The 24,710-nt window shown below is 62.2% G+C and carries 25 protein-coding genes; 16 read left to right on the forward strand and 9 right to left on the reverse strand.

What is annotated here, in order from left to right; all coding sequences use genetic code 11:
* Positions 1 to 2: 2 nt before the first annotated feature.
* The 6 genes from HP556_RS02390 to HP556_RS02415 all read left to right on the forward strand — a co-directional run bounded on the left by HP556_RS02390 (position 3) and on the right by HP556_RS02415 (position 7,141).
* Positions 3 to 887 carry an ABC transporter permease gene (locus HP556_RS02390; protein WP_089264943.1) on the forward strand — a complete coding sequence of 295 codons (885 nt, stop codon included), beginning with the start codon at positions 3 to 5 and terminating at the stop codon, positions 885 to 887.
* Complete coding sequence (locus HP556_RS02395; RefSeq protein ID WP_420878637.1) at positions 884 to 2,569, forward strand: ABC transporter ATP-binding protein; 1,686 nt, start codon at positions 884 to 886, stop codon at positions 2,567 to 2,569. The genes HP556_RS02390 and HP556_RS02395 overlap by 4 nt, the downstream gene beginning before the upstream one ends.
* Positions 2,570 to 2,599: 30 nt before the next feature.
* Positions 2,600 to 4,123, forward strand: a complete 1,524-nt coding sequence (locus HP556_RS02400) for a M81 family metallopeptidase (RefSeq protein ID WP_175365782.1) — start codon at positions 2,600 to 2,602, stop codon at positions 4,121 to 4,123.
* Between the two features lie 12 nt (positions 4,124 to 4,135).
* Positions 4,136 to 5,296 (forward strand): M20 aminoacylase family protein, encoded by a 1,161-nt coding sequence (locus tag HP556_RS02405; protein WP_089264945.1) that lies wholly within the window; start codon positions 4,136 to 4,138, stop codon positions 5,294 to 5,296.
* A 274-nt stretch (positions 5,297 to 5,570) separates the two neighbouring features.
* The gene (locus tag HP556_RS02410) at positions 5,571 to 6,461 is read left to right on the forward strand and encodes a crotonase/enoyl-CoA hydratase family protein (RefSeq protein ID WP_175365783.1); all 891 of its coding nucleotides are present in this window, start codon (positions 5,571 to 5,573) and stop codon (positions 6,459 to 6,461) included.
* Positions 6,462 to 6,469: 8 nt separating this feature from the next.
* Positions 6,470 to 7,141: an alpha/beta fold hydrolase gene (locus HP556_RS02415; RefSeq protein WP_175365784.1), complete on the forward strand. Its 672-nt coding sequence runs from the start codon at positions 6,470 to 6,472 to the stop codon at positions 7,139 to 7,141.
* Positions 7,142 to 7,145: 4 nt separating this feature from the next.
* Here the strand turns inward: HP556_RS02415 and HP556_RS02420 are convergent, their stop codons facing one another.
* From HP556_RS02420 to HP556_RS02430, 3 genes are all read right to left on the reverse strand, one after another.
* Positions 7,146 to 8,123: an NADPH:quinone oxidoreductase family protein gene (locus HP556_RS02420; RefSeq protein ID WP_175365785.1), complete on the reverse strand. Its 978-nt coding sequence runs from the start codon at positions 8,121 to 8,123 to the stop codon at positions 7,146 to 7,148.
* Positions 8,123 to 8,734 carry a 2-hydroxychromene-2-carboxylate isomerase gene (locus tag HP556_RS02425; protein ID WP_175365786.1) on the reverse strand — a complete coding sequence of 204 codons (612 nt, stop codon included), beginning with the start codon at positions 8,732 to 8,734 and terminating at the stop codon, positions 8,123 to 8,125. Before HP556_RS02425 ends, HP556_RS02420 begins: the two co-directional genes overlap by 1 nt.
* 61 nt (positions 8,735 to 8,795) lie before the next feature.
* A complete protein-coding gene (locus HP556_RS02430) occupies positions 8,796 to 9,500 on the reverse strand; it encodes a glutathione S-transferase N-terminal domain-containing protein (RefSeq protein WP_175365787.1) in 705 nt (234 codons plus the stop codon).
* Positions 9,501 to 9,634: 134 nt separating this feature from the next.
* On the opposite strand from HP556_RS02430, the gene HP556_RS02435 reads away from it, so the two are divergent.
* Entirely contained in the window at positions 9,635 to 10,657 is a 1,023-nt protein-coding gene (locus HP556_RS02435) for a methionine synthase (protein ID WP_175365788.1), read from the forward strand.
* 57 nt (positions 10,658 to 10,714) lie between these two features.
* Here the strand turns inward: HP556_RS02435 and HP556_RS02440 are convergent, their stop codons facing one another.
* From HP556_RS02440 to HP556_RS02450, 3 genes are all read right to left on the reverse strand, one after another.
* Positions 10,715 to 11,338 (reverse strand): hypothetical protein, encoded by a 624-nt coding sequence (locus HP556_RS02440; RefSeq protein WP_175365789.1) that lies wholly within the window; start codon positions 11,336 to 11,338, stop codon positions 10,715 to 10,717.
* A 116-nt stretch (positions 11,339 to 11,454) separates the two neighbouring features.
* Entirely contained in the window at positions 11,455 to 11,979 is a 525-nt protein-coding gene (gpt, locus tag HP556_RS02445) for a xanthine phosphoribosyltransferase (RefSeq protein WP_068736116.1), read from the reverse strand.
* Positions 11,980 to 12,052: 73 nt separating this feature from the next.
* A complete protein-coding gene (locus tag HP556_RS02450; RefSeq protein WP_175365790.1) occupies positions 12,053 to 12,787 on the reverse strand; it encodes a competence/damage-inducible protein A in 735 nt (244 codons plus the stop codon).
* Between the two features lie 221 nt (positions 12,788 to 13,008).
* Between HP556_RS02450 and HP556_RS02455 the strand changes: the two genes are divergently transcribed.
* The 7 genes from HP556_RS02455 (at position 13,009) to HP556_RS02485 (ending at position 19,785) form a co-directional block, all read left to right on the forward strand.
* Positions 13,009 to 14,427 carry a circularly permuted type 2 ATP-grasp protein gene (locus HP556_RS02455; RefSeq protein ID WP_175365791.1) on the forward strand — a complete coding sequence of 473 codons (1,419 nt, stop codon included), beginning with the start codon at positions 13,009 to 13,011 and terminating at the stop codon, positions 14,425 to 14,427.
* Between the two features lie 62 nt (positions 14,428 to 14,489).
* Positions 14,490 to 15,434 carry an alpha-E domain-containing protein gene (locus HP556_RS02460; RefSeq protein ID WP_068736110.1) on the forward strand — a complete coding sequence of 315 codons (945 nt, stop codon included), beginning with the start codon at positions 14,490 to 14,492 and terminating at the stop codon, positions 15,432 to 15,434.
* Between the two features lie 40 nt (positions 15,435 to 15,474).
* Positions 15,475 to 16,317, forward strand: a complete 843-nt coding sequence (locus HP556_RS02465; protein ID WP_175365792.1) for a transglutaminase family protein — start codon at positions 15,475 to 15,477, stop codon at positions 16,315 to 16,317.
* 79 nt (positions 16,318 to 16,396) lie between these two features.
* Entirely contained in the window at positions 16,397 to 17,143 is a 747-nt protein-coding gene (locus HP556_RS02470; protein ID WP_093756417.1) for a proteasome-type protease, read from the forward strand.
* 11 nt (positions 17,144 to 17,154) lie between these two features.
* Complete coding sequence (locus HP556_RS02475; RefSeq protein ID WP_175365793.1) at positions 17,155 to 17,673, forward strand: GNAT family N-acetyltransferase; 519 nt, start codon at positions 17,155 to 17,157, stop codon at positions 17,671 to 17,673.
* 22 nt (positions 17,674 to 17,695) lie between these two features.
* On the forward strand, positions 17,696 to 18,454 hold the full coding sequence (locus HP556_RS02480) for an SDR family oxidoreductase (RefSeq protein WP_175365794.1): 759 nt from the start codon (positions 17,696 to 17,698) through the stop codon (positions 18,452 to 18,454).
* 80 nt (positions 18,455 to 18,534) lie between these two features.
* Entirely contained in the window at positions 18,535 to 19,785 is a 1,251-nt protein-coding gene (locus HP556_RS02485; RefSeq protein ID WP_175365795.1) for a NupC/NupG family nucleoside CNT transporter, read from the forward strand.
* 19 nt (positions 19,786 to 19,804) lie between these two features.
* Here the strand turns inward: HP556_RS02485 and HP556_RS02490 are convergent, their stop codons facing one another.
* The 3 genes from HP556_RS02490 to HP556_RS02500 form a co-directional block, all read right to left on the reverse strand.
* The gene (locus HP556_RS02490; protein WP_175365796.1) at positions 19,805 to 20,866 is read right to left on the reverse strand and encodes a dipeptidase; all 1,062 of its coding nucleotides are present in this window, start codon (positions 20,864 to 20,866) and stop codon (positions 19,805 to 19,807) included.
* A gap of 101 nt (positions 20,867 to 20,967) precedes the next feature.
* On the reverse strand, positions 20,968 to 21,516 hold the full coding sequence (locus tag HP556_RS02495) for a cupin domain-containing protein (RefSeq protein WP_175365797.1): 549 nt from the start codon (positions 21,514 to 21,516) through the stop codon (positions 20,968 to 20,970).
* Between the two features lie 107 nt (positions 21,517 to 21,623).
* The gene (locus tag HP556_RS02500; protein ID WP_089265658.1) at positions 21,624 to 21,908 is read right to left on the reverse strand and encodes an usg protein; all 285 of its coding nucleotides are present in this window, start codon (positions 21,906 to 21,908) and stop codon (positions 21,624 to 21,626) included.
* A gap of 419 nt (positions 21,909 to 22,327) precedes the next feature.
* Between HP556_RS02500 and HP556_RS02505 the strand changes: the two genes are divergently transcribed.
* Entirely contained in the window at positions 22,328 to 22,645 is a 318-nt protein-coding gene (locus HP556_RS02505; protein ID WP_089264960.1) for a co-chaperone GroES, read from the forward strand.
* A 41-nt stretch (positions 22,646 to 22,686) separates the two neighbouring features.
* A complete protein-coding gene (groL, locus tag HP556_RS02510) occupies positions 22,687 to 24,330 on the forward strand; it encodes a chaperonin GroEL (protein ID WP_093756421.1) in 1,644 nt (547 codons plus the stop codon).
* Positions 24,331 to 24,710: the final 380 nt, after the last annotated feature.

The raw sequence follows: 24,710 nt of genomic DNA on the forward strand, positions 1-24,710 counted from the left end.
TGATGGCGATCGAATCCCTTCCCAACCCGGCCCTCCCCTCCCGCAGCGGTCCGTCGCTCGGCTTTCTCACCGCGACGCCGATTATCGCCTTGGCGACGATTTGCCTGACGCTGGTGATCCTGTCGGCGATTTTCGCACCGTGGCTGACGTCGCACGATCCGCAATTGCTGGCACCCGCCTTGCGGCTGAAGCCGGCCAGTTCGGAATATCTGCTCGGCACCGACGCTTACGGCCGCGACGTGCTGGCGCGCATCCTCTATGGCGGTCGCATCTCGCTCCTGATCGGCCTCGGCGCCGCCGTCACCAGTATTGTCATCGGCCTCTTCATCGGCCTGTTCTCGGGCTTTTTCAAATTGGCCGACGCTGTGATGATGCGTGTCATGGACGGCCTGATGGCAATGCCCGGCGTGCTGCTGGCCATCGCCGTCGTGTCGCTGTCAGGCGCCACCCTGACGACGGTGCTGATTGCGATCACTATTCCGGAAATCCCCCGTGTCGCGCGACTGGTGCGTTCCGTGGTGCTGTCGGCACGTGAGGAGCCCTATGTGGAGGCGGCGATCTCGCTCGGCTCCAGCATGCCGAAGATCATGTTGAAGCATCTGATGCCCAACACGGTGGCGCCGCTGATCGTCCAGGGCACCTTCATCGCCGCATCCGCCATTCTCACCGAGGCGATCCTGTCGTTCCTCGGCGCCGGCATCAGCCCGGAAACCCCCACCTGGGGGAATATCATGGCCGAGGGTCGCGCCTTCTTCCAGGTCAAGCCATCGCTGATCTTCTGGCCGGGATTACTGCTCTCGATTGCCATCCTCTCCGTCAATCTGATCGGCGACGCTGCCCGCGATGCGCTCGATCCCCGCATGAAACAGCGTGAGGCCGGCAAGTGAGTGAACTCGTGAACCCCACCGTGAATACCCGCCCCATCGCACTGGAAATTGAAAACCTCGTCGTCGGCGTCGGCAAGAGCGGCACCGGCAAGAAGATCATCGACGGCATTTCTCTCCAGGTGCGCCAGGGCGAAACGCTCTGTGTGGTCGGCGAAAGTGGTTCCGGCAAGTCGGTTACCTCGCTCTCCACCATGGGCCTGCTGCCGCGAGATTCACTCAAAGCCATCGGCGGCAGCATTAAGTTGGTCGGCGAAGATGTGCTGCAAGCCAGCGACCGGCGGCTGCGCGAGCTCCGCGCCACCACCATGGCGATGATCTTCCAGGAACCGATGACGGCGCTCAATCCAGTCGTCCCCGTTGGCAAGCAGATCGACGAAGTACTACGCACCCACACCAGTCTCGGCGCCAGCGCCCGCCGTGCGCGCATTCTCGACATGATGGAGCAAGTGCGGCTTCCCGATGTGAAGCGCATCTTCGCGTCCTATCCGCACCGCCTGTCGGGCGGCCAGCGCCAGCGCATCATGATCGCCATGGCGCTCGTGCTGGAGCCGAAACTGCTGATCGCCGATGAGCCAACGACAGCGCTCGACGTCACCACCCAGGCGCAGATCCTCAAGCTGATGCGCGACCTTCAGAAGGATCACGGCACCGCCGTGCTGTTCATCACTCACGACATGGGCGTGGTGGCCGACATCGCCGACCGCGTCGCCGTGATGCGTAATGGACGCCTGGTGGAAACCGGAGCATTGAAGGATATTCTGAGCGCGCCCACGCAGGACTATACTCGTAACCTGCTGTCGTCGGTGCCGAGCCTCATTCCCCGCGCGGCCCGCGAGGAAGCAGGCTTCAATCCAGTCGTGCTCGAGGCCAATGAGCTCGGCAAGGTCTATCGCGAACGTTCCATGTTCGGGAAACCACGCGAAGTCCACGCAGCCCAGGACGTCACGCTGACACTGCGCAAGGGCCGCACGCTCGGCATCGTCGGCGAAAGCGGCTCCGGCAAATCGACCGTGGCGCGCTGTATCGTCCGACTGATCGATCCCACCTCGGGCGGCATCCGTCTCGCCGGACGCGAAATCTCCGACCTGTCACGTCACGCGTTGCAGCCGCACCGCAAGAAGATACAGATCGTCTTTCAGGACCCCTATCGTTCGCTCAATCCGCGCATCACCATCGGCGAGTCCATTTGTGAAGGTCCGATCAATTTCGGCACCAAGCATTCGGTGGCAATGGCCAGGGCGCGTGAACTGCTCGAACTGGTCGGTCTTCCACCTGACGCAGTCTCGCGCTATCCGCACCAGTTCTCCGGCGGCCAGCGCCAGCGCATCGCCATTGCGCGCGCGCTTGCCCTCGATCCGGAAGTTCTGGTGGCCGACGAGGCCGTCTCGGCCCTCGACGTCTCGGTGCAGGCCCAGGTGCTGCGGCTGCTCGACGACATCCAGACCCGGCTCGGCATCGCCATCCTGTTCATCACCCACGATCTGCGCGTCGCCGCCCAGATTTGCGACGACGTTGCCGTAATGCAGCATGGCCGGGTGGTGGAACAGGGCCCGGCAGCGGAAGTCCTCGCAAATCCGCAACAGCCCTATACGCGCCAGCTGCTTGACGCGGCGCCCGGACGAGGATGGGATTTCGCCAACTTCCGCGCGGTCGATGGCAGCACCACCGTGCCGGCGGCCTGAGCCCATACCGAAACTGACCCTGGATTCTGAATGACCCGTATCGCTGTCGGCGGCTTTCTGCACGAGACGAACACGTTTGCGCCGACCAAGGCGACCTATGAGGCCTTTGTACATGGCGGCGGCTGGCCGTCGATGACGCATGGCGCCGACGTCCTCAAGGTGATGCGTGGCATCAATGTCGGCCTCGCCGGCTTTATCGAGGAAGCCGAGACACGCGGCTGGGAGCTGATCCCGACCATCGCCTGCGGCGCAAGCCCTTCGGCCCATGTCACCAGGGACGCGTTCGAGCGCATCGTCGGCGAGATGATTGACGGCATCAGGGCAGCGCTGCCCCTCGATGCGATCTATCTCGATCTGCATGGCGCCATGGTCACCGAACATCTCGACGACGGCGAAGGCGAAATCGCGCGGCGCGTGCGCGAGGTGATCGGGCCGGACATTCCGTTCGTGGTCAGCCTCGACCTGCATGGCAACATCTCGCCGGAGACGGTCGAATACACCGACGCGCTGATCGCCTATCGCACCTATCCCCATGTGGACATGGCCGACACCGGCCGCGCCTGTGCACGCCACATGGACTTGCTGCTCGCCGGCAACCGCTTCGCCAAGGCATTCCGGCAATTGCCGTTCCTGATTCCGATCAGCTGGCAATGCACCAATGACGAGCCGACCAAGAGCATCTATCTGAAGCTGGCCGCGCTGGAACATGACCAGGTGCCGACGCTGTCGTTCTGCCCGGGCTTTCCTGCCGCCGATTTCCCGCATTGCTGCCCGAGCGTGTTCGCCTATGGCGTGACGCAGGCTGATGCCGACGCTGCAGCGGACACCATCGTCAAGCTGGTGATGGGCCACGAGGATGATTTCAACGGCAAGATCTACAGGCCGGACGAAGGCGTGCTGCATGCCATGGAGCTGGCGAAGACCCTCACCAAGCCGGTCGTTATCGCCGACACCCAGGACAATCCCGGCGCCGGCGGCGACAGCGACACCACCGGCATGCTGCGCGCGCTGGTGAAGAACAAGGCGATCAAGGCCGCCCATGGCGTGATCTACGATCCCGCTGCAGCGAAGGCTGCCCATCAGGCCGGCGAAGGCGCTACGGTCAAACTCTCCATCGGCGGCAAGTCGGGCATCCCCGGCGATGCGCCTTACGAGAACACGTTCGTGGTCGAGAAACTGTCGGACGGCAAGTTCGTCGCCAACGGCCCCTATTATGGCGATCGCGACATGGATATGGGCCTCTCGGCCTGTCTGCGTATCGACGACGTCCGCGTCGTCATCTCCTCGCACAAGGCCCAGCTCGCCGACCAGTCGATGTATCGCTATGTCGGTATCGAGCCGACTGAGCAGAACATTCTCGTCAACAAGAGCTCGGTGCATTTCCGCGCCGACTTCGAGCCGATCGCCGGCAAGCTGCTGATCTGCGCCGCGCCCGGCGCGATGCCGGCGGATACGTCCGTGCTGCCCTGGAAGCATTTGCGCCCGGGCATCCGGCTGAAGCCGAATGGCGAACCATTTACGCCCCAGACCTCATCACCTGCCCTCGTGCCGTGAACGGATAGACCCATGCCCACACTCGAACGTATCGACGCCTTCGCCGACGAACTCACCGCCATCCGCCGCGACCTGCACGCGCATCCGGAAATCGGCTTCGAGGAAGTCCGCACCTCCGGCATCGTCGCCGACAAGCTGACCTCCTGGGGTGTCGAAGTGCATCGCGGCTTAGGGGGTACCGGCGTCGTCGGCGTGCTGAAGGGCAAAGGCTCGGGCACCAAGCGCATCGGCCTGCGCGCCGACATGGACGCGCTGCCGATGGAAGAAAACACCAATCTCGCCTGGCGCTCCACCATTCCGGGCCGTTTTCACGGCTGCGGTCATGATGGCCACACCACCATGCTGCTCGGCACCGCTCGCTATCTCGCCGAGACCCGCAATTTCGACGGCACCGTGCATTTCATCTTCCAGCCCGCCGAAGAAGGCCTCGGCGGTGCGCGCGCGATGATCAAGGACGGTCTGTTCAAGCAGTTTCCCTGCGATGAAATCTATGGTCTGCACAATGCACCGGACATGAATCACGGCGAAGTCGGCATCTTCCCGGGCCCTGCAATGGCCGCCGCTGATTTCTTCGACATCACCATCCGGGGCTACGGCGCGCATGGCGCGATGCCGGAGCGCTCCAAGGATCCTGTCGTGATCGCGATGTCGCTCGGTCAGGCGATGCAGTCGATCGTCAGCCGCAACGTCAATCCGTTCGAATCCGCGGTGCTGTCGATCACCCAGATCCATTCCGGCTCGGCCTATAACGTCATCCCGGATGATGCGAAGCTCTGCGGCACCGTGCGCTGTTTCTCCGAGAAGGTCCGGATGCAGATCCGCGAGCGGATGCATGCGCTCGCTGCCGGCATGGCGACGGCATTCGATTGCGAGATCAAGGTCGATATCCGCGACGGCTTCAGCGTGCTGGTCAATCAGGAAGAGCATTCCAAGGCCGTCGAGGACGTTGCACGCACGATCGTCGGCGACGCCAATGTGATCACCCGCGCGAAGCCGAAAATGGGCTCCGAAGATTTCGCCGACATGCTGCATGCCGTGCCCGGCGCCTATTTCTGGGTCGGCCAAGAAGGCTCGGTGCCGGTGCACAATCCCGGCTATTATCTCGACGATAAGATCCTGCCCATCGGCGCCAGCATGTTCGCCCGCATCGTCGAAACCCGGCTGCCGGCGTAAGAAGCGGCAGCCAACGCTGTCGGCATAATTCCGCAGGATGGGTTGAGAGCAGCGAAACCCGTCACGCTTGTGTGCGAAGGATGGGTTTCACAAGAGCCCTACCCATCCTACAATCCTGCACCTAGCACGTCATTCCGGGGCGCGCGCATCTTCGCGCGCGAACCCGGAATCCAGTAGTAATGAAAACACGTCGGGATTCCGGGTTCGCGCCAAGTGGCGCGCCCCGGAATGACGATTTCAACGACAACAAAAAATAAACAGGGAAGAAACCACCATGGCCTATGAGACCATCCTCTACAGCGTCGAAGACCAGATCCTCACCATCACGCTGAACCGCCCTGAAAAGCTCAATGCCTATAACGCTACGATGCAGGCCGAGTTGATCGATGCCTTCGACAAGGCCGATGCGGACGACAATGTGCGCGCGATCATCGTGACCGGTGCCGGACGTGGTTTCTGCGCGGGTGCGGATCTCTCCTCGGGCGCCGACACATTCGACCGCGACGCGCGGCGCGGCCCGGTGAAGCGCCTCGCCAGCGGCGATGTCGATTACAGCGATCCGATGGTGCGCGACGGCGGCGGTCAGGTGACCCTGCGGATCTTCAAATGCCTCAAGCCGGTCATCGCCGCGGTGAACGGCCCGGCCGTTGGCATCGGCGCCACCATGCAGCTCGCGATGGACATCCGCATCGCCTCGGAAGCTGCACGCTTCGGCTTCGTGTTCTCCCAGCGCGGCATCGTGCCGGAAGCCGCGTCGAGCTGGTTCCTGCCGCGCCTCGTCGGCATCTCGCAGGCGCTGGAATGGTGCTACTCCGGCCGCGTGTTCCCGGCGCAGGAGGCCCTCGCCGGCCGACTTGTCAGCAAGGTCGTGCCGCCCGAGGAGCTACTGCCGACCGCACGCGCGCTGGCCAAGACCTTCATCGACAAGACGGCGCCGGTGTCTGTCGCGCTGATCCGCCAGATGATGTGGCGCATGATGGGCGCCGACGATCCGATGGAAGCGCACAAAATCGACAGCCGCGGCATCTATACGCGCGGTCGCTCCGAGGACGTCAAGGAAGGCGTCGTGGCCTTTCTCGAGAAGCGCCCGGCAGCATTCAAGAACAAGGTCAGCACGGACATGCCGAGCTATTTCCCGTGGTGGGACGAGCGCGACTACAAATAGGACGACGAATGAATCCGACGCCCTCTGGTCGTCCACTCGAGGGCGTCATTTTCCTGCACGGCATCAGCCGGTCGTTCCGATCTTTCATCAAGATGCAGCAGGCGGTCGAAGCCGCAGGCTTCGCCACGCGGAACATTGGCTATCCCAGCCGGCGCAAGACGCTGTCTGCACTGGCCGATGACATCCACCCCGCCATCGCGCCGTTTGCTGAAGCCAACGAAGGCTGCACGCATTTCGTCTGCCATTCGATGGGGGGCCTGCTGGCGCGTGTCTATCTGGCGCGCCACCGTCCATCACGTCTGGGCCGCGTGGTGATGCTGGGCACGCCGAATGGCGGCAGCGAAATCGCCGATCTGTTCAAGAACTGGCTGCCCTATCGCCAGTATTTCGGTCCGGCGGGGCAACAACTCGTTACGATGCGGGATGACGTAACTGAGGCGATGCTTCCTCCAGTTGACTATCCGGTCGGCATCATCGCCGGCGATCGCACGCTCGATCCGATCGCTTCGCGCTTGATGTTGCGTGGCCCGAATGATGGTCGTGTCACCGTCGCGCGCACAAAACTTGAAGGCATGACTGACCACCTCGTCATCCACGCGTCACATGCGATGATGATCCGGAACAGGGAAGCGATCGATCAGGCGATAGCCTTCCTGAAGGACGGCCGGTTTCGGCGCTGAGCGCTCAGCCCATGGTCAGCGCCACACGCCCGATCGCCTTGCGCTCCGTCAGTAGCCGCATGGCAGCTGCGACATCCGCCAGCGGCAGGCGATGCGAAACATTTGGCCTGATCTTTCCTGCCTCTGCCCATGCGAGGAGCTGCGCGATGCGGGCTTCGCCGATCTTCGGATCGCGCCGCGCCGCCTCGCCGGCGCGGACGCCGAGCACGCTGGCGCCTTTGATGAGCACGAGATTGGTTTTCGCCACGCCGATGCCGCCGGTGAAGCCGATCACCAGCAGGCGGGCGCCCCAATTGATGCAGCGCAGGCTCTGCTCGAAGATATCGCCGCCGACCGGGTCGAACACCACATCGGCACCCTTGCCATCGGTGATGCGTTTCACGGCATCGCGGAACGGCTCCGCGCCATACAGCACGCCATGATCCGCGCCGCGCGCACGCGCGACGGCGAGCTTCTCTTCTGACGACGCGGCAGCGATCACGGTGGCGCCCAGCAGCTTGCCAATCTCCACCGCTGCCAAACCGACGCCGCCGCCGGCACCATGCACCAGCTGCGTTTCGCCCGGCTTGATCTGGCCGCGATCGACCAGCGCATGATGCGCGGTGCCATGCGCGGCGAGAAACGTCGCCCCCTCCGCGTAGTCGAATGTCGATGGCAGTGGGGTGAGTTGCGCCGGCGTCACCACGACCTCGTCGGCGTAGCCGCCATGACGCAGCTTGACGATAACGCGGTCCCCAACCGCGACGCCCGGCACATCGCCGGCGACTTCGCTGACGTCGCCGGCCGCTTCCATACCCGGCGTGAATGGCAGCTCGGGCTTGAGCTGATATTCGCCAGCCGCCATCAGAATATCCGGGAAGTTGATCCCCGCGGCGCGCACGGCAACGCGGACCTGCCCCGGCTTTAGCGCCTTTGACTCGAATTGTTCGAGGCGCAGACTTTCCGGCGCTCCTAGCTCACGGCAGACAATCGCTTTCGGCATCAGGCAGCGCTCGCCTTGCGGCGCTGTAGCGCCTCACGCATCAGCGGCAGGCGGTCATTGCCGAAATACATGTCGGTCTTGTCGAGATAGATGGTCGGCGAGCCGAAGCCGCCCCGTGCGATCACGTCATCCGTATTGACCTTGAGCTGGTCCTTGATCGCCTGATCGCCGATGCCCGCGAAGAAATTCGCGGGATCGATGCCGGTGCGCGTGCAGATCTCGGTCAGGACGTCATCCCTGGAGATATCCATGTCTTCGCCCCAATAGGCTTCGAACACCGCGCGCGCAAACGGCACCATCGCATCGTTTCCAAGCCAGATGCAGCCGCGCATCGCCTTGACGCTGTTCACCGGAAACACCGTCGGCGGCATCTTGATCGCCAGGCCGGCCGAGCGCGCCCAGTCGCCGAGGTCCTTCTTCATGTAGCGCGCTTTGGCCGGCACCGGCGTCTTGCGCGATTCATAGACGCTGGGATTGATCGAATTGAAGATGCCGCCGACCAGAATGGGCCGCCACGAGATTTCCTCGCCGAACTCCTTCGCCAGCGGCTGGATGTTGTGGAAGGCGAGATAGGTCCAGGGGCTGGAACAGTCGAAGAAGAATTCGATCATGGGTGTTTCCTCGTTTTGTTATTATTTTCTTCGTCATGCGCGCGCCCCGGAATGACGAGCTCTATTGCTGAGCCTGCGCATGTGCCGGCGCATCGACACCGAACATGATCTTCCTCGCCTGCTCATCCATCGGCTTCTTCTCCTGCTTACCGACGGCAAGCCCCACCTGTACCTGCGGCCGCGCGCGGACCAGCGCAAACCAGCGCTTCACGTTCGGGAAATCATCCAGCGTCAGGCCCTGCGCCTTATGGGTCATGATCCACGGAAAGCACGCCATGTCGGCGATGGAGTAGTCGCCGGCGATGTAATCGCGGCCTTCCCCGAGATGCGCATCGAGTACGCCGTACAGGCGCTTGGCTTCGCGGGTATAGCGATCCATCGCATAGGGAATCTTCTCGGGGGCATAGAGCAGGAAATGTCCATTCTGGCCGAGCATCGGACCAAGCCCGCTCATCTGCCACATCAGCCACTGCATGACGTCGAAACGCTTGCGCATCTCGGCCGGCATGAAACGGCCGGACTTCTCCGCGAGATAGATCAGGATTGCGCCGCTCTCGAAGATCGACACCGGCGCGCCGCCATCGGCAGGCGCATGATCGACGATGGCCGGCATGCGGCCGTTGGGGCTGAGTTTCAGAAACTCCGGCTGGTGCTGGTCGCCGCGACCGAGTTGCATCGGGACGACCGTATAGGGGAGCCCGCATTCTTCCAGCATAATCGAGATTTTCCAGCCATTCGGCGTCGGTGCGTAATGCAGGTCGATCATGTAATTTTCCCGGCGTCCTCGATACGTTTTGGGCGATCCTAGCCCTCCCTTATGGATGCGCCAATCCCATATACGGAGGGTCAGGAACGTGGCAGATAGGCCTCCGCAAAACACAATTTCCGGGGAGCGAACAAATGCTGTTTCCAACCACCATCGCCGGCTCGCTGCCGAAGCCCGAATGGCTCGCCGAGCCGAACAAGCTGTGGCCAACCTGGCGCTCCTCCGGCGACGAACTGGTACGCGCCAAGCGCGACGCGACGCTGCTGGCGGTGAAAGTGCAGGAAGATGCCGGCGTCGATATCGTCACCGAAGGCGAACAGGCGCGGCAGCATTTCGTCCATGGCTTTCTGGAAAAGGTCGACGGCATCGACTTCGTCCACAAGGTCGAGATGGGCATCCGCAAGGATCGCTATAAAGCGATGGTGCCGCAGGTGATCGCGCCGCTGCAGCTCAAGGGCCGCGTTCACGCCTTCGAGGCGCAGGCTGCCCGCGCGCATACGACGAACAAGCTCAAGTTCACACTGCCCGGTCCGATGACCATTATCGACACCCTGTCGGACAGCTATTACGGCGACCGCGTCAAGATGGCCTTTGCTTTCGCCGAACTGCTGAACCAGGAAGCGCTCGCGCTGCAGGCCGACGGCGTCGACATGATCCAGTTCGACGAGCCGGCCTTCAACGTCTTCATGGACGAAGCCGCCGACTGGGGCGTCAAGGCGCTCGAGCGCGCCGCACAGGGCCTCACTTGCGCGACAGCCGTTCACATCTGCTACGGCTACGGCATCAAGGCCAATACCGACTGGAAGGAAACCCTCGGCAGCGAGTGGCGACAGTATGAAGAGATCTTCCCGGCCATCGACGCCAGCCCGATCCAGCAGGTCGCCATCGAATGCCGGAACTCCCGCGTGCCACTGGAATTGCTGGGACTGCTGAAGAACAAGGTCGTGCAGGCCGGCGTGATCGATGTCGCGAGTGACACTGTCGAGACGCCGGAGGATGTTGTCGCCACCATCGAGGCCGTGATGAAACACGTGCCGAAGGACAAGATCGTGCCGACGACCAATTGCGGCATGGCGCCGATGCAGCGCGATATCGCGGAAGCGAAGCTGCGGGCGCTGGGTGCAGGTGCGAAGCTGGCAAGGCAGAAGCTGGGATAAGACGTTCCCCGCAACAAACGCCGTCATGCCCGGCCTTGTTGCCGGGCATGACGAATTCTAGTTTCCCGCGGCAGCACTCGCGTGCAGCACCGGACGATAGCCGGCGCGAAATGCATTCAGCGTCGATGGTGGCGTCAGCAGCTGCGCGTCGACGAGCTCGACATCCGCCGCGCGATAGCCCGCAAACGACCACTGCAGCGCCTGCCCCTGCGCGACCAGATAGCTCTCACCACCCGCCTGCACCATCGCCCCATCCGGCAATGCCTCGATAGGCCCATCCACCGGATACGATCGCTTCTTCCTGTTATCCAGCCGCTCACGATGCAGCACCGCATCGATCTCCGTCGCCCGCACACGCACGACGCCATTGCCCTCCTCCCATGCCGCGCGAAAGCGGTTCGCGTCATCGCGGCGGCAATAGAAGCACGGGCGGTGACCGGCGGCGAAGGATGTGGCCTCGTCGAGGAAGAACAGCTCGGTCCAGCTACGTGTCGCCATCACATCGCGGCGACGCCCGCGAAACTCGCAGACACAGGTGATCCAGGCCGGATTCGACCAGCGCCTGTTCAGGAGCGTTTTGGTCGAAGGATCGTGGATGATGCCACGATTGCCGGTGAACGTCCCGTGCTCCGGTGTCGCGACGATGTCGCCTGTCGGCGTGACACGATTTTGCAGCGGCATATCCCTGTCCTCTCCACGTCATTGCGAGCGCAGCGAAGCAATCCAGAAGCAACAAGCCAAGACGGGATTGCTTCGTCGCAAGTGCTCCTCGCAATGACGGCTGAAGAGCTGGTGCCCTAGCCTGCGCCTTCGCGCATCGGCGGCTGGAACGACAGGCCGAGATCCCACGGAAAGAAGATCCAAGTGTCCTGCGACACTTCGGTGATGTACGTATCCACCAGCGGCCGGCCCATGGGCTTGGCATAGACAGTCGCAAAGTGCGCTTTCGGCAGCATGTCGCGAACGATACGCGCCGTCTTGCCGGTATCGACGAGGTCGTCGATGATCAGGAGGCCCTTGCCGTCGCCGCCACCGAGTTTCAAAGCATCGGCCGACAGCCCCTTCAGTACCTGCAACTCGCCGCGCTTGTTGTGCTCATAGCTGGCGATGCACACCGTATCGATGACGCGGACGCCGAGTTCGCGCGCCACGATCGCCGCCGGCACAAGCCCGCCGCGGGTAATGGCGATGATCGCGTGAAATGGACCGGCGCTGTTCAGCCGCCAGGTCAGCGCGCGGCAATCGCGATGGAATTGATCCCAGGACACCGGGAATGCCTTCCCGGCGCGCTCCTCAGCACTCAATTCCGGATGATCGGCCATGTTCGTCTCCTCACATCGGTCGCCCTCAGGCGGCCGGACTTATGTTGATCCACTCGTTAGTTCACTCTCAATTTCACTTGGGCGCGTTGATTGTCGCCAACATCGCCTTGACGGCCTCCATTGCCGCATTGAGCTTATCCTGATCGCGCGAACGCACCACCAGATTGGTGTTCGGCTTGCCCTGTTCGTCCATGAACGGATAGCTGCCGATGATCGTATCCGGATGCGCCTGCGCGATATCGCGCAGCGGACCACCGACGTCGCCCTCCCGCGCATTGGCCTTCACCGTATCGGATAGCATCCGCAAACCAGATTTCAGCTTCGGCGACACGATGTCCATCATCGCCTGCATGATCGTCGGCACGCCGGCCATCACGATCACATTGTCGATCTTGAAGCCGGGCGCCAGGATGGTCGCGCTCTGGATCAGGTCGGCGCCGTCGGGAATACGGGCCATCCGCAGCCGGGCTTCGTTCAGGTCGGCGCCGAAGCGCTCCTGGAAACGCGCGACCACCTCGGGATGATGATCGATCTTGACGCCGAACGCCTTGGCGACCGCATCGGCGGTGATGTCATCGTGGGTGGGGCCGATGCCGCCAGTGGTAAAAACGTAGGTGTAGCGTTTACGCAGCGCATCGAGCGCAGCAATGATGTCCGGCTCATCGTCAGAGACGACGCGGACTTCTTTGAGATCGATGCCGATATTGGTGAGGTACTCGGCAATGAATCCGATGTTCTTGTCCTTGGTCCGACCTGACAGAATCTCGTCGCCGATCACCAGGATGCCCGCGGTCACAATCTCGGTCATTTGTCGTTCCCTACCATTCCCGGGACCATGCGCAGGCAAAGTCCTGATGTCACGGGGTTTTGCTGCCGAAACGAGCAGCGTCCAGCCGTTTTTTCAGGCAGCTTTACACGCATCTCATACGAATTGCTCTTGTTGAATGCATATCGTGCTGGCCCGCCCCTTGCTACCATCCCTTTCAGTCGTGCAATCTCCGTACGGCCTCGAAACAACAGTCAGGGTACATGGCAGTCGCGTTCGACGAAATGAACGGGCCCCAAGGCGAACTCCGCCCGGCCTATGAAGAACTCTCCCGCTGGCTCAAGGAGACGCCTCCGGACGCTTTGGAACATCGCCGCCAGGAAGCGGAGCTGCTGTTCCGCCGGATCGGCATCACCTTCGCGGTTTACGGCGACTCCGAATCCACCGAACGGCTGATCCCCTTCGACGTCATTCCGCGGATCATTTCCGGCAAGGAATGGACCCTGCTGGAAAAGGGCCTGAAGCAGCGCACCCGCGCCATCAACATGTTCCTCAAGGACATCTATCACGGCCGCGAAATTCTCCGCGCCGGCCTGATCCCCGATGACCTGATCTTCCAGAACCCGGTGTTCCGTCCGGAGATGAACGGTCAGGACGTCCCCCACGATGTCTATGTGCACATCGCCGGGATCGACATTGTCCGCACCAATCCGGACGAATTCTTCGTTCTCGAAGACAATGCCCGCACGCCCTCCGGCGTCTCCTACATGCTGGAGAACCGCGAGATCATGATGCGGCTTTTCCCCGACCTGTTCGCGCGACATCGCGTCGCGCCGGTCGAGAAATATCCAGACGAGCTGCTGTCCTGCCTGCGCTCCGTCGCACCGCGCTCGGCCTCGACGGAGCCCACCGTCGCACTGATGACACCCGGCGTCTACAACTCGGCCTATTACGAACACTCGTTCCTGGCCGACAAGCTCGGCGTCGAACTGGTCGAGGGCCGCGACCTCATCGTCAAGAACGATGAAGTCTTCATGCGCACCACCGAAGGCCTCAAACGCGTCGACGTGATCTATCGCCGCGTCGATGACGATTTCCTCGATCCCCTCACCTTCCGCCCGGATTCAGCGCTCGGCGTCCCCGGCCTGATGTCCGCCTATATGGCCGGCAACGTCACGCTGGCTAATGCAGTCGGCACCGGCATCGCCGACGACAAGGCGATCTACAGCTACATGCCGGAAGTGGTGAAGTTCTATCTCGGCGAAGAGCCGATCCTGAAGAATGTGCCGACTTGGCGCTGCCGCGAACCTGGCGATCTCGCTTACGTGCTCGATCACCTCGGCGAACTCGTCGTCAAGGAAGTCCACGGCTCCGGCGGTTACGGCATGCTGATCGGCCCTGCCGCGACCAAGGCGACCATCGAGGCGTTCCGCGACAAGCTGAAGCGCGAGCCGGAAGGCTTCATCGCGCAGCCGACGCTGGCGCTGTCGACTTGCCCGACCTGCACCGAGTCAGGCCTCGCGCCGCGGCATGTCGATCTTCGCCCCTTCGTGCTCACCGGCAGCAAGAACGTCTCCATCGTCGCAGGCGGTCTGACCCGCGTCGCGCTGAAGGAAGGCTCGCTGGTGGTGAATTCCAGCCAGGGCGGCGGCACCAAGGATACATGGATACTGGACGAATAACTCTCGATATAGGCAACCGGACTTCGACCGACGACCCACTTTTCAAAGAGTAACATCCCCGCATGCTGTCGCGCACCGCCGAGAACCTTTACTGGCTAGCCCGCTATGTCGAACGCGCCGAATATCTCGCGCGCACGATCGAGGCGACACTGCGCGTCACCGCGCTGCCGAATACCTATATCGGCCAGACCAACGAATGGGATTCGGCGCTACTAACCGCAGGCGTCAGCGCGGCCTTTTACGAGATCTACGAGGAAGCCAACGAGACCAATGTCGTTGAATATCTCTCGTTCTCGACAGCCAATCCCTCCTCGATCCGCAACTGCATCGAGGCGGCGCGGCTGAATTCGCGCTCGGTCCGCACCGCGCTGACTGGCGAGATGTGGGACACGATCAACAGCGCTTGGCTGGAATTGCAATCCGCCTGGAGCGGCGGTGCCAAGACACGCGAGCAGCTGGCGAATTTCTTGCGCTTTGTGCAGGAGACATCGCTGCGCTTCGACGGCTCAGCCTACCGCACCATGCTGCGCAACGACGCCTACTGGTTCTCGCGGCTCGGGCTGCATCTGGAGCGCGCCGACAACACTGCGCGCATTCTGGATGTGAAATATCATCTGCTGCTGCCCGAGGATGAACATGTCGGCGGCCCGCTCGATTACTATCAGTGGACTTCGATCCTGCGCTCGGTCTCGGCGCTGACGGCCTATCACTGGGTCTATCGCGAGACGCTGAAGCCGTGGCTGATCGCGGATCTGCTGATCCTCAACGACACGCTGCCGCGCTCGCTGGCGAGCTGCTACGGCAATCTCGTCCGCAATCTCGACCAGATCGGCGTGTCCTATGGCCGTCAGGGCGCAGCGCAGCGCCACGCCCGCGGCGTCCGAAACCGCCTCGAACACAGCAACATGCAGGATATTTTCCAGCATGGGTTGCATGAATTCATCCAGGAATTCATTGCAGATAACAGCCGTCTGGGCGACATCATTGCCAAACAATACCTGATTTGAGCTAGCGTCCCGGCTCATCTGCAGATTCGGACACGTTGCCATGCGCCTGCGTATCGCCCATTCGACCACCTATCGCTACGAGCCGCCGGCTTCGGGCGTGATCCAGATTCTGCGGATGACCCCGGGCAGCCATGACGGCCAGTATGTCGCCGAGTGGCAGATCGACGTTTCCACGGATTCGCGCCTCGATCTGCATGAGGATGCATTCGGCAATGTCACCCATGTGCTGACCCACGGGCCCATCGCGGACCTCACGGTCACCGTCGAAGGCCTGATCGACACCCAGGACACCGGGGGCGTGCTGAAGGGCACCGATGAGCGGTTTCCGCCGAGCTTCTTCCTGCGCCAGACCGACCTGACCGACGCCAGCGCGGCGATGCAGTCCTTCGCCAAGGACCTTGCGCCAAGCGCGGAAACTGACGTGCTCGGCTTCCTGCACGCGTTGATGATGGCCATCAACGAGCACATGACCTTCGACGTCGATCCAACCAGCACCGGCACTTCGGCCAGCGAGGCCTTCATCGGCAAGCGTGGCGTCTGCCAGGATTACGCGCATATCTTCATCGCCTGTGCCCGGTCGGCCGGCGTTCCTGCCCGCTTCGTCTCCGGCCATTTCTGGCGCGCCGACGGCGAGACCAACCAGCAGGCCGGCCATGCCTGGGCCGAGGCCTATGTCCCGGATCTCGGCTGGGTCGGCTTCGACCCCGCCAATGCCATCTGCACCACCGACGCCCATGCCCGCGTTGCCATCGGCCTGGATTACCTCGGCGCAGCCCCCGTCCGCGGCACCCGCTATGGCGGCGGCACGGAAACCCTGACGGTCGCCGTCAAGGTCGATCAGGCCAATGGCCGCGGCCAGTCGCAGTCGCAGAGCCAGTCCTGAACAACCTTCAAACTGGCTTTCCGAGGTTGCCCGGTCGATACCCACCGCGTAAGACGCTTCCCTGACCAAGGGACCGACGATGACCTATTGCTGCGGAATTCTCGTCAAGGACGGCCTGGTGATGATCGCGGACACGCGCACCAATGCCGGGCTCGACAACATCTCGACCTTCCGCAAGCTGCATATCTTCAACCAGCCCGGCGACCGCATCATGGCGGTGGCATCCGCAGGCAATCTCGCCATCAGCCAATCGGTGCTCTCCACCCTGAGCGAGGGGCTGGAGAACCCGACCACCGGTGAGCTGGAGACCCTGCTGAACGCACCTACGATGTTTCAGGCTGCGCAGCGCATCGGCCGCGCCATCCGGCACGTCAACGCCACCGAGGGCAAGGCGCTGGAGGCCGAGGATATCAATTTCGACGTCTCGTTCCTGTTCGGCGGCCAGATCAAGGGCGCCAAGATGCGGCTGTTCATGATCTACCCGGCCGGCAATTTCATCGAATGCACGGTGGACACGCCCTATCTGCAGATCGGAGAGCACAAATACGGCAAGCCGGTGCTCGACCGCGCGATGCATTACGACGTCGAACTCTATGAGGCACTCAAGACCGGCCTGATCTCGATGGACTCGACCATGCGCTCCAATATCGGCGTCGGCCTGCCGATCGATGTGCTGGTGGTGCGCACCGATGTCTGCGACGCCGACCTCAATCACCGTATTGAAGCCGGCGAGCCCTATTTCCACGACCTGCGCTCGCGCTGGTCGGCAGCACTGCGCGCGGCACATCAAAACATTCCGCGCCCGCCCTACAAGAAAGACAATTGAGCGCGGCCGCGATGACCGCAGCCCCGATGAAATGGCGCATCATGACGGAGGCAGACCTGTCGTCCGTCCTCGCCATCGCCGATGCCGTTCATCCCGATTTCCCCGAAGATGAGGTCGTGTTCGCGAACCGCCTGGCGCTCGATCCAAACGGTTGCGCCGTGCTCGAAGCCCAGGACGGGATCAAGGGTTATCTCGTCAGCCATCCCTGGCAATTCAGGGGGCCGCCGTCGCTGAACAGCCTGCTGACAATGCCCGCAGCGCCGTCGACCTTCTACATTCACGATCTCGCATTGCTGCCCGAAACCCGCAGATCCGGCGCGGCGACCGTGGCCGTCGATATGATGGCGGCACGCGCCAGGCTGATGCAACTGCCCAACATGACGCTTGTTGCCGTCAACAATTCAGTTCATTTTTGGCAGCGGCACGATTTCACCATCATCCGCGATTCCGAATTGGATCAGAAACTGCAAAGCTACGGCGACAACGCACGTTTCATGGTTCGGGACCTCACTCAAAAAGACCTCTCGTAAAAAGAAAACAGGGACGAAACAGATGACCAACAAGATCGCACTCGTGACCGGAGCTGGCACCGGCGTCGGCCGTGCCGCATCGCTTGCGCTGATGAATGCCGGTTTCACCGTCGTGCTCGCCGGTCGCCGGCTCGAACTACTGCAAGAGACCCAGAAGCTCGGCGCGGCCAATGGCGGCAAGAGCCTCCCCGTGAGCGCTGACATGGCCGCCCCCGCCTCCATCGCCGCGCTATTCGCCAGGATCATGCAGGAATTCGGCCGGCTCGACGTGCTGTTCAACAACGCCGGCATGGGCGCGCCCGCGATTCCGTTCGAAGACCTCGGCCTCGAACAGTGGCAGGCTGTGGTGAACACCAATCTCACCGCACCGTTCCTGTGCACGCAGCACGCCTTCCGCATCATGAAGGATCAGACGCCCCGCGGCGGCCGCATCATCAATAACGGCTCGATCTCAGCGCATGCGCCGCGCCCGTTCTCCGCCGCCTACACGTCGACCAAACACGCCATCACCGGCTTGACCAAGGCCAGCAATCTCGACGGCCGCGCCTATGACATCGCCGTCGGCCAGGTCGATATCGGCAATGCCGCCACCCCCATGACCGACCGCATGGTCAACGGCCCCGGCGTGCTGCAGCCCGACGGCACCTCGAAGCAAGAGCCACGCATGGACGCCAAAGCCGTCGGCGACGCTGTCGCCTATATGGCCGGCCTGCCGCTCGACGCCAATGTGCTGACCATGACGGTCATGGCGACGAAGATGCCGTTCGTCGGACGCGGCTAAAACGTAATCCGCCTCAGCGGCATTGCGATTGCATGACATGGGGAGCCGCGGCATCATCGCGCCGCGACTTCGGGGGATTTATGCTTCAGCTACAATCGGCGTTCGGCGTCATCGCGCTTTTGGGGATCGCCTGGGCGCTCGGTGAAAACCGCAGCAGGGTGTCGCTGAGACAGGCCGCGATCGGTCTCGCATTGACGATCGTCGCTGCCGTGATCCTGCTGAAGCTTCCCGTCGTGACGCGCGCCTTCAGCAGCATCAACGATGCTGTCAGCACCATCGCCGCAGCGTCGCGCGCCGGCACCTCCTTCGTGTTCGGTTATCTCGGCGGCGGCGCATTGCCGTTCGATCTCAAGAATCCCGGCGCGGATTTCGTGCTCGCACTGCAGGCACTCCCCGTGGTGCTGGTCATCAGCGTGCTGACCAGCCTGCTCTTCTACTGGCGTATCCTGCCGCCGATCGTACGCGGCATGGCGTGGCTGCTCGAACGCACACTCGGCATCGGCGGCGCGGTCGGGCTGTCAACGGCCGCGAACATCTTTCTGGGCATGGTCGAGGCCCCGCTGTTTATTCGCCCTTACCTCGCACAGCTCACGCGCAGCGAACTGTTTCTGGTGATGACGGGCGGCATGGCGGGGATCGCCGGTACCGTGCTGGTGCTCTACGCCACTTTCATGGCGCCACTGATCCCCGATGCGTCGGCGCATTTCGTGATTGCTTCCGTGCTCTCGGCGCCAGCTGCGATCCTTGTCAGCCTGATCATGGTGCCTGAGACGGAGGATCGTCGCACCGGCGGCTTGCTCGCCAATCCGGACGCATCGGCCACGAGCACGATAGATGCGATCGTCAAGGGCACGAGTGCAGGCATGGAACTGCTCGTCAACATCATCGCCCTGCTGCTGGTCTTCGTGGCGCTGATGTATCTCATGAACGCGATCCTCATGATGATGCCGACCGTGGGAGGCAACACGCTGTCCGTGCAGCGCATGCTGGGTTACGTGATGGCACCGGTGTGCTGGCTGATGGGCCTGCCGTGGGACCAGGCGCTGACCGCAGGCTCGCTGATGGGCGTCAAGACGATCCTCAACGAGTTGATCGCCTATGTTCAATTGGCGAAGCTCGGTCCCGATGCGCTGGATGCACGCTCGCGCCTCATCATGCTTTATGCGCTGTGCGGATTTGCAAATTTTGCCAGCCTCGGAATTATGATCGGAGGCCTGGGCACCATGGCGCCGGAACGTCGTAACGAAATCAACGCGCTCGGTGTGAAGTCGATCGTCTCGGGGACGCTGACGACCTGCCTGATGGGCGCGATCGTCGGCATGCTCACCTGAGACACGCCGCCAGCGCCGGTCAGCCGATCGTCCGCTGCAGCAGATCGAGCCAGTTGCGCGCGCCGAGCTTGCCGAGCAGCGTCTCGGAATAGCCCTTGTCGCGCAAGGCCACGAACAGCGCCTGCAGGCCCGCGGCGGAGTCGATGGCCTCGGGCACCACCGCGCCGTCGAAATCCGATCCCAGCCCGACGTGATCCTCGCCCAGCTTCTCCAGCAGATAGTCGATCTGCTGCACCATCAGCTCGATGCCGGTGTCGGGCCGCATGCTGCCGTCGGGGCGCAGGAAGCAGGTCGCGAAATTCAGGCCGACCATGCCGCCGGTGTCGCGGATCGCGGCGAGCTGCTTGTCGGTGAGATTGCGCGGCGACGGGCACAGCGCATGGGCATTGGAATGGGTCGCCACCAGCGGCGCCTTCGACAGCCGCGCCACGTCCCAAAAACCCTTCTCGGTGATGTGTGACAGGTCGACCAGAATCTTCAGGTCATTGCAGGCGCCGATCAACCGCTCGCCGGCCGCGGTGAGACCGTCGCCGAGATCGGGCCCGGACGGGAAGTGAAACGGCACGCCATGGCCGAAGATGTTGGTCCGGCTCCACACCGGCCCGATCGACCGCAACCCCGCCGCATAGAGAACGTCGAGGAATCTGAGCTCGGCGTCGATGGCCTCCGCGCCTTCCAGATGGACCACCACGGCCAGCGCCTTGCGCTCAATGGCGGACCGGATTTCGGCGGTGGTGGTGCAGATCGCCACCGCGCCTGCGGAAGCACGTTCGAGCTGCAGCAGGATGGCCAGTTCGGCGACGACGGAATTGCGCGCCTCGTCCATCGTCAGCGGCTCGGGAAGCGGCACGGCGTAGCGTCCGCCCGTCATCTGCGCCATGAATCCCGATGACGCCTGAGCCGCCGGCGAATACAGCGCGAACAGCCCGCCGACGAACGCGCCGGCCTTCGCCTTCGGCAGGTCGATGTGACCGGCGGCTTCCCCGGTCAGGAAGTCGGATACCGGATCGTGCGATTGCGATTTGTACAGCCGCAGCAGCACATCGTTGTGACCGTCGAAAACCGGAACGGATGCAGTCATGAGATACTCGTTGAGGGCCAGGGCAGCGACGGGCTCAGCATAGCTGATTCAATGCCACTGCGACGCGCGAACAAGGCACGCGTCGCATTTCCGCACGCGAACTACCGGACTTCCACCGTCTTGAATTCCGCCGGCAGGATTACTTCAAGCAATTCGCAATTGTCGGAGTAATCGCGGATCAGGTGCCTGATGCGCGGCGGCTGGGTCCAGCATGACCCCTGACGCATGGTCATCTCGCCCTCGCCTTCCATATAGGCCTTCACCCAGCCATTCAGCACATAGACCAGCTGAAACTCGGCATCGTGATAGTGAAGCTTGGAGACCTCTTTCGGATCGCAAGGTCCGATCAGCCGGATGACATGCGCATGCGCCAAACCGCCGGTCGCAGCGGCAACGCCGAGATCGCGATACTTCGCGTAGGCACGCAGGCCGTCGCCGAGAAATGCTTCTTCCTGATAGTGGCTGATCGCGACGCGCTGCTTGCGGCGCGGGCCGGGTTTCGCCGCGGCCTTGGCGACAGCTTTTGTACTCGCCTTGGCCGGCTTGCCAACAGCGAGCTTTTTTGCTGCTTTCGCTACCACCTGTGTCGCAGGCTTCTTCGTCCCAGCCGTTTTCGCCGCGCTCTTTGACGTTCGCTTCAGCTTCGCCATGTCGTGTTTCCCACCCGGCGCAATGCCTAACAAACGGCCAGCGCGTCCGGGAACCTAGCTGTAGTTCAGCACAGCGGCAATTCATCCGGCGCGTTGAGAGGCGCGGACTAGTGCAACCGGAAGACGCCATCCACGGCACGAAGCTCGGCCGGCTTGATCAGTTTCGAATGCGCGACGGTGACCGCAAAGAGCGGGCCATCGAGCTTCTCCTGCCAGAAATCAAGGAAATCCTTCAGCGCGGGAAACTTCGGAAACAAATCATAGTTCTGCCAGACATAGGTCTGCAGCAGCGAGGGATGGTCGGGCATGCGGTAGAGGATCTGTGCCGTCGTCAGCCCGTAGCCAAGCACCTGCTTTCTGAAATCGTCAGAAACTGCATTTCTCGAGACCATGTTCAACCTCCATGGACAGAGCGCATTCGGCTAAGTGGATTCCGGTTTGACGTCGAACTTCGCTCTGCTCTCCTGTGACCGTGCTGACTGCAGCGAACCGGCTTCCACTTCGCCCGTGACAACACGATGCATGAAATGTGACGCAAGCAACGTCTTCATCACAAGCTTAAAAGTTTAATAATGTATTGAAAGCCGAGTGTTAGCAGCCACTTACCGTGGATGCTAACGGATTCGAGGACCGGTATCGGAGGGTCTTAACCAATTCTGGCACCCGTCATATTTGAGTGCCAAAATATTTGATACAGACCCTTGCCGGTGGGGAACGTTCGGCCTATGTCCGGACCAGCTGCGCTGGCACTTGTTGGCTCAGACTGCCAATTTAAATTTCTCAAGCATCTACAGAAACTTAGGAGGACTGCATGAAATTCCGTCCGCTTCACGATCGCGTTGTGGTCAAGCGTATCGACGCCGAAGAGAAGTCCGCTGGCGGCATCATCATTCCGGATAGCGCCAAAGAGAAGCCCTCCCAGGGCGAGATCGTCTCCGTCGGCCCGGGCGGCCGCGACGAAGCCGGCAAGCTGATCCCGATCGATCTGAAGGTCGGCGAGCGCGTGCTGTTCGGCAAGTGGTCGGGCACCGAGGTCAAGATCGACGGTCAGGACCTTCTGATCATGAAGGAAAGCGACATCATGGGCGTTCTCGAAGGCGCCGCTCCCGCCAAGAAGAAGGCCGCTTAAGCGCCTTTCCTCTCTCCCCTTAATTTTCAAGGAAGCAAAACATGTCAGCCAAAGAAGTGAAATTCGGCGTTGATGCCCGCGACAAGATGCTGCGCGGCGTCGACATTCTCGCCAACGCCGTGAAGGTGACGCTCGGTCCGAAGGGCCGTAACGTCGTTATCGACAAGTCGTTCGGCGCGCCCCGCATTACCAAGGACGGCGTCACCGTCGCCAAGGAAATCGAGCTCGACGACAAGTTCGAGAACATGGGCGCCCAGATGGTGCGCGAAGTGGCCTCGAAGTCGGCCGACGCAGCCGGCGACGGCACCACCACTGCTACCGTGCTCGCCCAGGCGATCGTCCGTGAAGGCGCCAAGTCGGTTGCTGCCGGCATGAACCCGATGGATCTGAAGCGCGGCATCGACCTGGCTGTGGAAGCCGTGGTTGCTGACCTCGTCAAGAACTCCAAGAAGGTCACCTCGAACGACGAAATCGCCCAGGTCGGCACCATCTCGGCCAACGGCGACGCGGAAATCGGCAAGTTCCTCGCAGATGCGATGAAGAAGGTCGGCAACGAGGGCGTCATCACGGTTGAAGAAGCCAAGTCGCTCGAAACCGAACTCGACGTCGTCGAAGGCATGCAGTTCGACCGCGGCTACATCTCGCCCTACTTCGTCACCAACGCCGACAAGATGCGCGTTGAATTCGACGACGCCTACATCCTGATCAACGAGAAGAAGCTCTCCTCGCTGAACGAGATGCTGCCGCTGCTCGAAGCCGTCGTGCAGACCGGCAAGCCGCTCGTCATCGTCGCGGAAGACGTCGAAGGCGAAGCCCTCGCCACCCTCGTCGTCAACCGCCTGCGTGGCGGCCTCAAGGTTGCTGCCGTCAAGGCACCGGGCTTCGGCGATCGCCGCAAGGCCATGCTGCAGGACATCGCGATCCTGACCGGCGGCCAGGCGATCTCGGAAGATCTCGGCATCAAGCTCGAGAACGTGACGCTCGCCATGCTCGGTCGCGCCAAGAAGGTGATGATCGACAAGGAAAACTCCACCATCGTCAACGGCGCCGGCAAGAAGGCCGACATCGAAGCACGCGTGGCGCAGATCAAGGCGCAGATCGAAGAGACCACTTCGGACTACGACCGTGAGAAGTTGCAGGAGCGTCTCGCCAAGCTGGCTGGCGGCGTTGCCGTCATCCGCGTCGGCGGCGCGACCGAAGTCGAAGTGAAGGAGCGCAAGGACCGAGTTGATGACGCGATGCATGCGACCCGCGCTGCGGTTGAAGAAGGCATCGTCCCCGGCGGCGGCGTCGCTCTGCTCCGCGCTTCGGAACAGCTGAAGAAGATCAAGACCGCGAACGACGACCAGAAGACCGGCGTCGAGATCGTCCGCAAGGCCCTGTCGGCTCCGGCTCGCCAGATCGCCATCAACGCAGGCGAAGACGGTTCGGTCATCGTCGGCAAGGTCCTCGAGACCGCGACCTACAGCTACGGCTTCGACTCGCAGACCGGCACCTACGGCGACATGCTCAAGAAGGGCATTATCGATCCGACCAAGGTTGTCCGTGCAGCGATCCAGAACGCAGCTTCGGTTGCCGGCCTGCTGATCACCACGGAAGCTATGGTTGCCGAGCTGCCCAAGAAGGGCGGCGCAGGCGCAGGCGGCATGCCTCCGGGCGGCGGCATGGGCGGCATGGACTTCTAAGTCCAACGCTTCAAGCAACTATCAGAATGCAGAACCCCGGCAGCGATGCCGGGGTTTTTGTTTGGCTGATACTCAAGTCTTTTGAATTTCATGTCTGATAAAGTTAGACTCTTTCACTTTTCGTCGGCAGTTTTTCCAGTACAGCTTCGAGAAGCTCTTGAAGGCTCGTGATTTGATTGATTAGTTCGACGGCCTCTCGCCTATTAATCCCCTGACAATTATCTCGCTGCCAAAGCACACCGGCCCGAGGATTTCCTTGAACCCATCGCAATCCGAAAGATGGGTATCGCTGCGCTCACCCATCCGACACACTTCGACCTCCGCCGAAACATCGCCGTTGGCGATCCTGTACGACGTGACCATCGCCTAGGGAGCATGGA

Source organism: Tardiphaga robiniae (genome assembly GCF_013359755.1).
GTDB classification, from domain to species: Bacteria; Pseudomonadota; Alphaproteobacteria; order Rhizobiales; family Xanthobacteraceae; genus Tardiphaga; species Tardiphaga robiniae.

Coding starts and splice junctions, on each gene's coding strand:
- HP556_RS02465 (WP_175365792.1), top strand. CDS start 15,475: ATGCGCCTGCGTATCGCCCATTCGACCACCTATCGCTACGAGCCGCCG.
- HP556_RS02480 (WP_175365794.1), top strand. CDS start 17,696: ATGACCAACAAGATCGCACTCGTGACCGGAGCTGGCACCGGCGTCGGC.
- gpt (WP_068736116.1), bottom strand. CDS start 11,979: ATGGCCGATCATCCGGAATTGAGTGCTGAGGAGCGCGCCGGGAAGGCA.
- HP556_RS02455 (WP_175365791.1), top strand. CDS start 13,009: ATGGCAGTCGCGTTCGACGAAATGAACGGGCCCCAAGGCGAACTCCGC.
- groL (WP_093756421.1), top strand. CDS start 22,687: ATGTCAGCCAAAGAAGTGAAATTCGGCGTTGATGCCCGCGACAAGATG.
- HP556_RS02440 (WP_175365789.1), bottom strand. CDS start 11,338: ATGCCGCTGCAAAATCGTGTCACGCCGACAGGCGACATCGTCGCGACA.
- HP556_RS02420 (WP_175365785.1), bottom strand. CDS start 8,123: ATGCCGAAAGCGATTGTCTGCCGTGAGCTAGGAGCGCCGGAAAGTCTG.
- HP556_RS02430 (WP_175365787.1), bottom strand. CDS start 9,500: ATGATCGACCTGCATTACGCACCGACGCCGAATGGCTGGAAAATCTCG.
- HP556_RS02500 (WP_089265658.1), bottom strand. CDS start 21,908: ATGGTCTCGAGAAATGCAGTTTCTGACGATTTCAGAAAGCAGGTGCTT.
- HP556_RS02410 (WP_175365783.1), top strand. CDS start 5,571: ATGGCCTATGAGACCATCCTCTACAGCGTCGAAGACCAGATCCTCACC.
- HP556_RS02435 (WP_175365788.1), top strand. CDS start 9,635: ATGCTGTTTCCAACCACCATCGCCGGCTCGCTGCCGAAGCCCGAATGG.
- HP556_RS02415 (WP_175365784.1), top strand. CDS start 6,470: ATGAATCCGACGCCCTCTGGTCGTCCACTCGAGGGCGTCATTTTCCTG.
- HP556_RS02475 (WP_175365793.1), top strand. CDS start 17,155: ATGACCGCAGCCCCGATGAAATGGCGCATCATGACGGAGGCAGACCTG.
- HP556_RS02485 (WP_175365795.1), top strand. CDS start 18,535: ATGCTTCAGCTACAATCGGCGTTCGGCGTCATCGCGCTTTTGGGGATC.
- HP556_RS02390 (WP_089264943.1), top strand. CDS start 3: ATGGCGATCGAATCCCTTCCCAACCCGGCCCTCCCCTCCCGCAGCGGT.
- HP556_RS02460 (WP_068736110.1), top strand. CDS start 14,490: ATGCTGTCGCGCACCGCCGAGAACCTTTACTGGCTAGCCCGCTATGTC.
- HP556_RS02490 (WP_175365796.1), bottom strand. CDS start 20,866: ATGACTGCATCCGTTCCGGTTTTCGACGGTCACAACGATGTGCTGCTG.
- HP556_RS02405 (WP_089264945.1), top strand. CDS start 4,136: ATGCCCACACTCGAACGTATCGACGCCTTCGCCGACGAACTCACCGCC.
- HP556_RS02425 (WP_175365786.1), bottom strand. CDS start 8,734: ATGATCGAATTCTTCTTCGACTGTTCCAGCCCCTGGACCTATCTCGCC.
- HP556_RS02505 (WP_089264960.1), top strand. CDS start 22,328: ATGAAATTCCGTCCGCTTCACGATCGCGTTGTGGTCAAGCGTATCGAC.
- HP556_RS02400 (WP_175365782.1), top strand. CDS start 2,600: ATGACCCGTATCGCTGTCGGCGGCTTTCTGCACGAGACGAACACGTTT.
- HP556_RS02450 (WP_175365790.1), bottom strand. CDS start 12,787: ATGACCGAGATTGTGACCGCGGGCATCCTGGTGATCGGCGACGAGATT.
- HP556_RS02470 (WP_093756417.1), top strand. CDS start 16,397: ATGACCTATTGCTGCGGAATTCTCGTCAAGGACGGCCTGGTGATGATC.
- HP556_RS02495 (WP_175365797.1), bottom strand. CDS start 21,516: ATGGCGAAGCTGAAGCGAACGTCAAAGAGCGCGGCGAAAACGGCTGGG.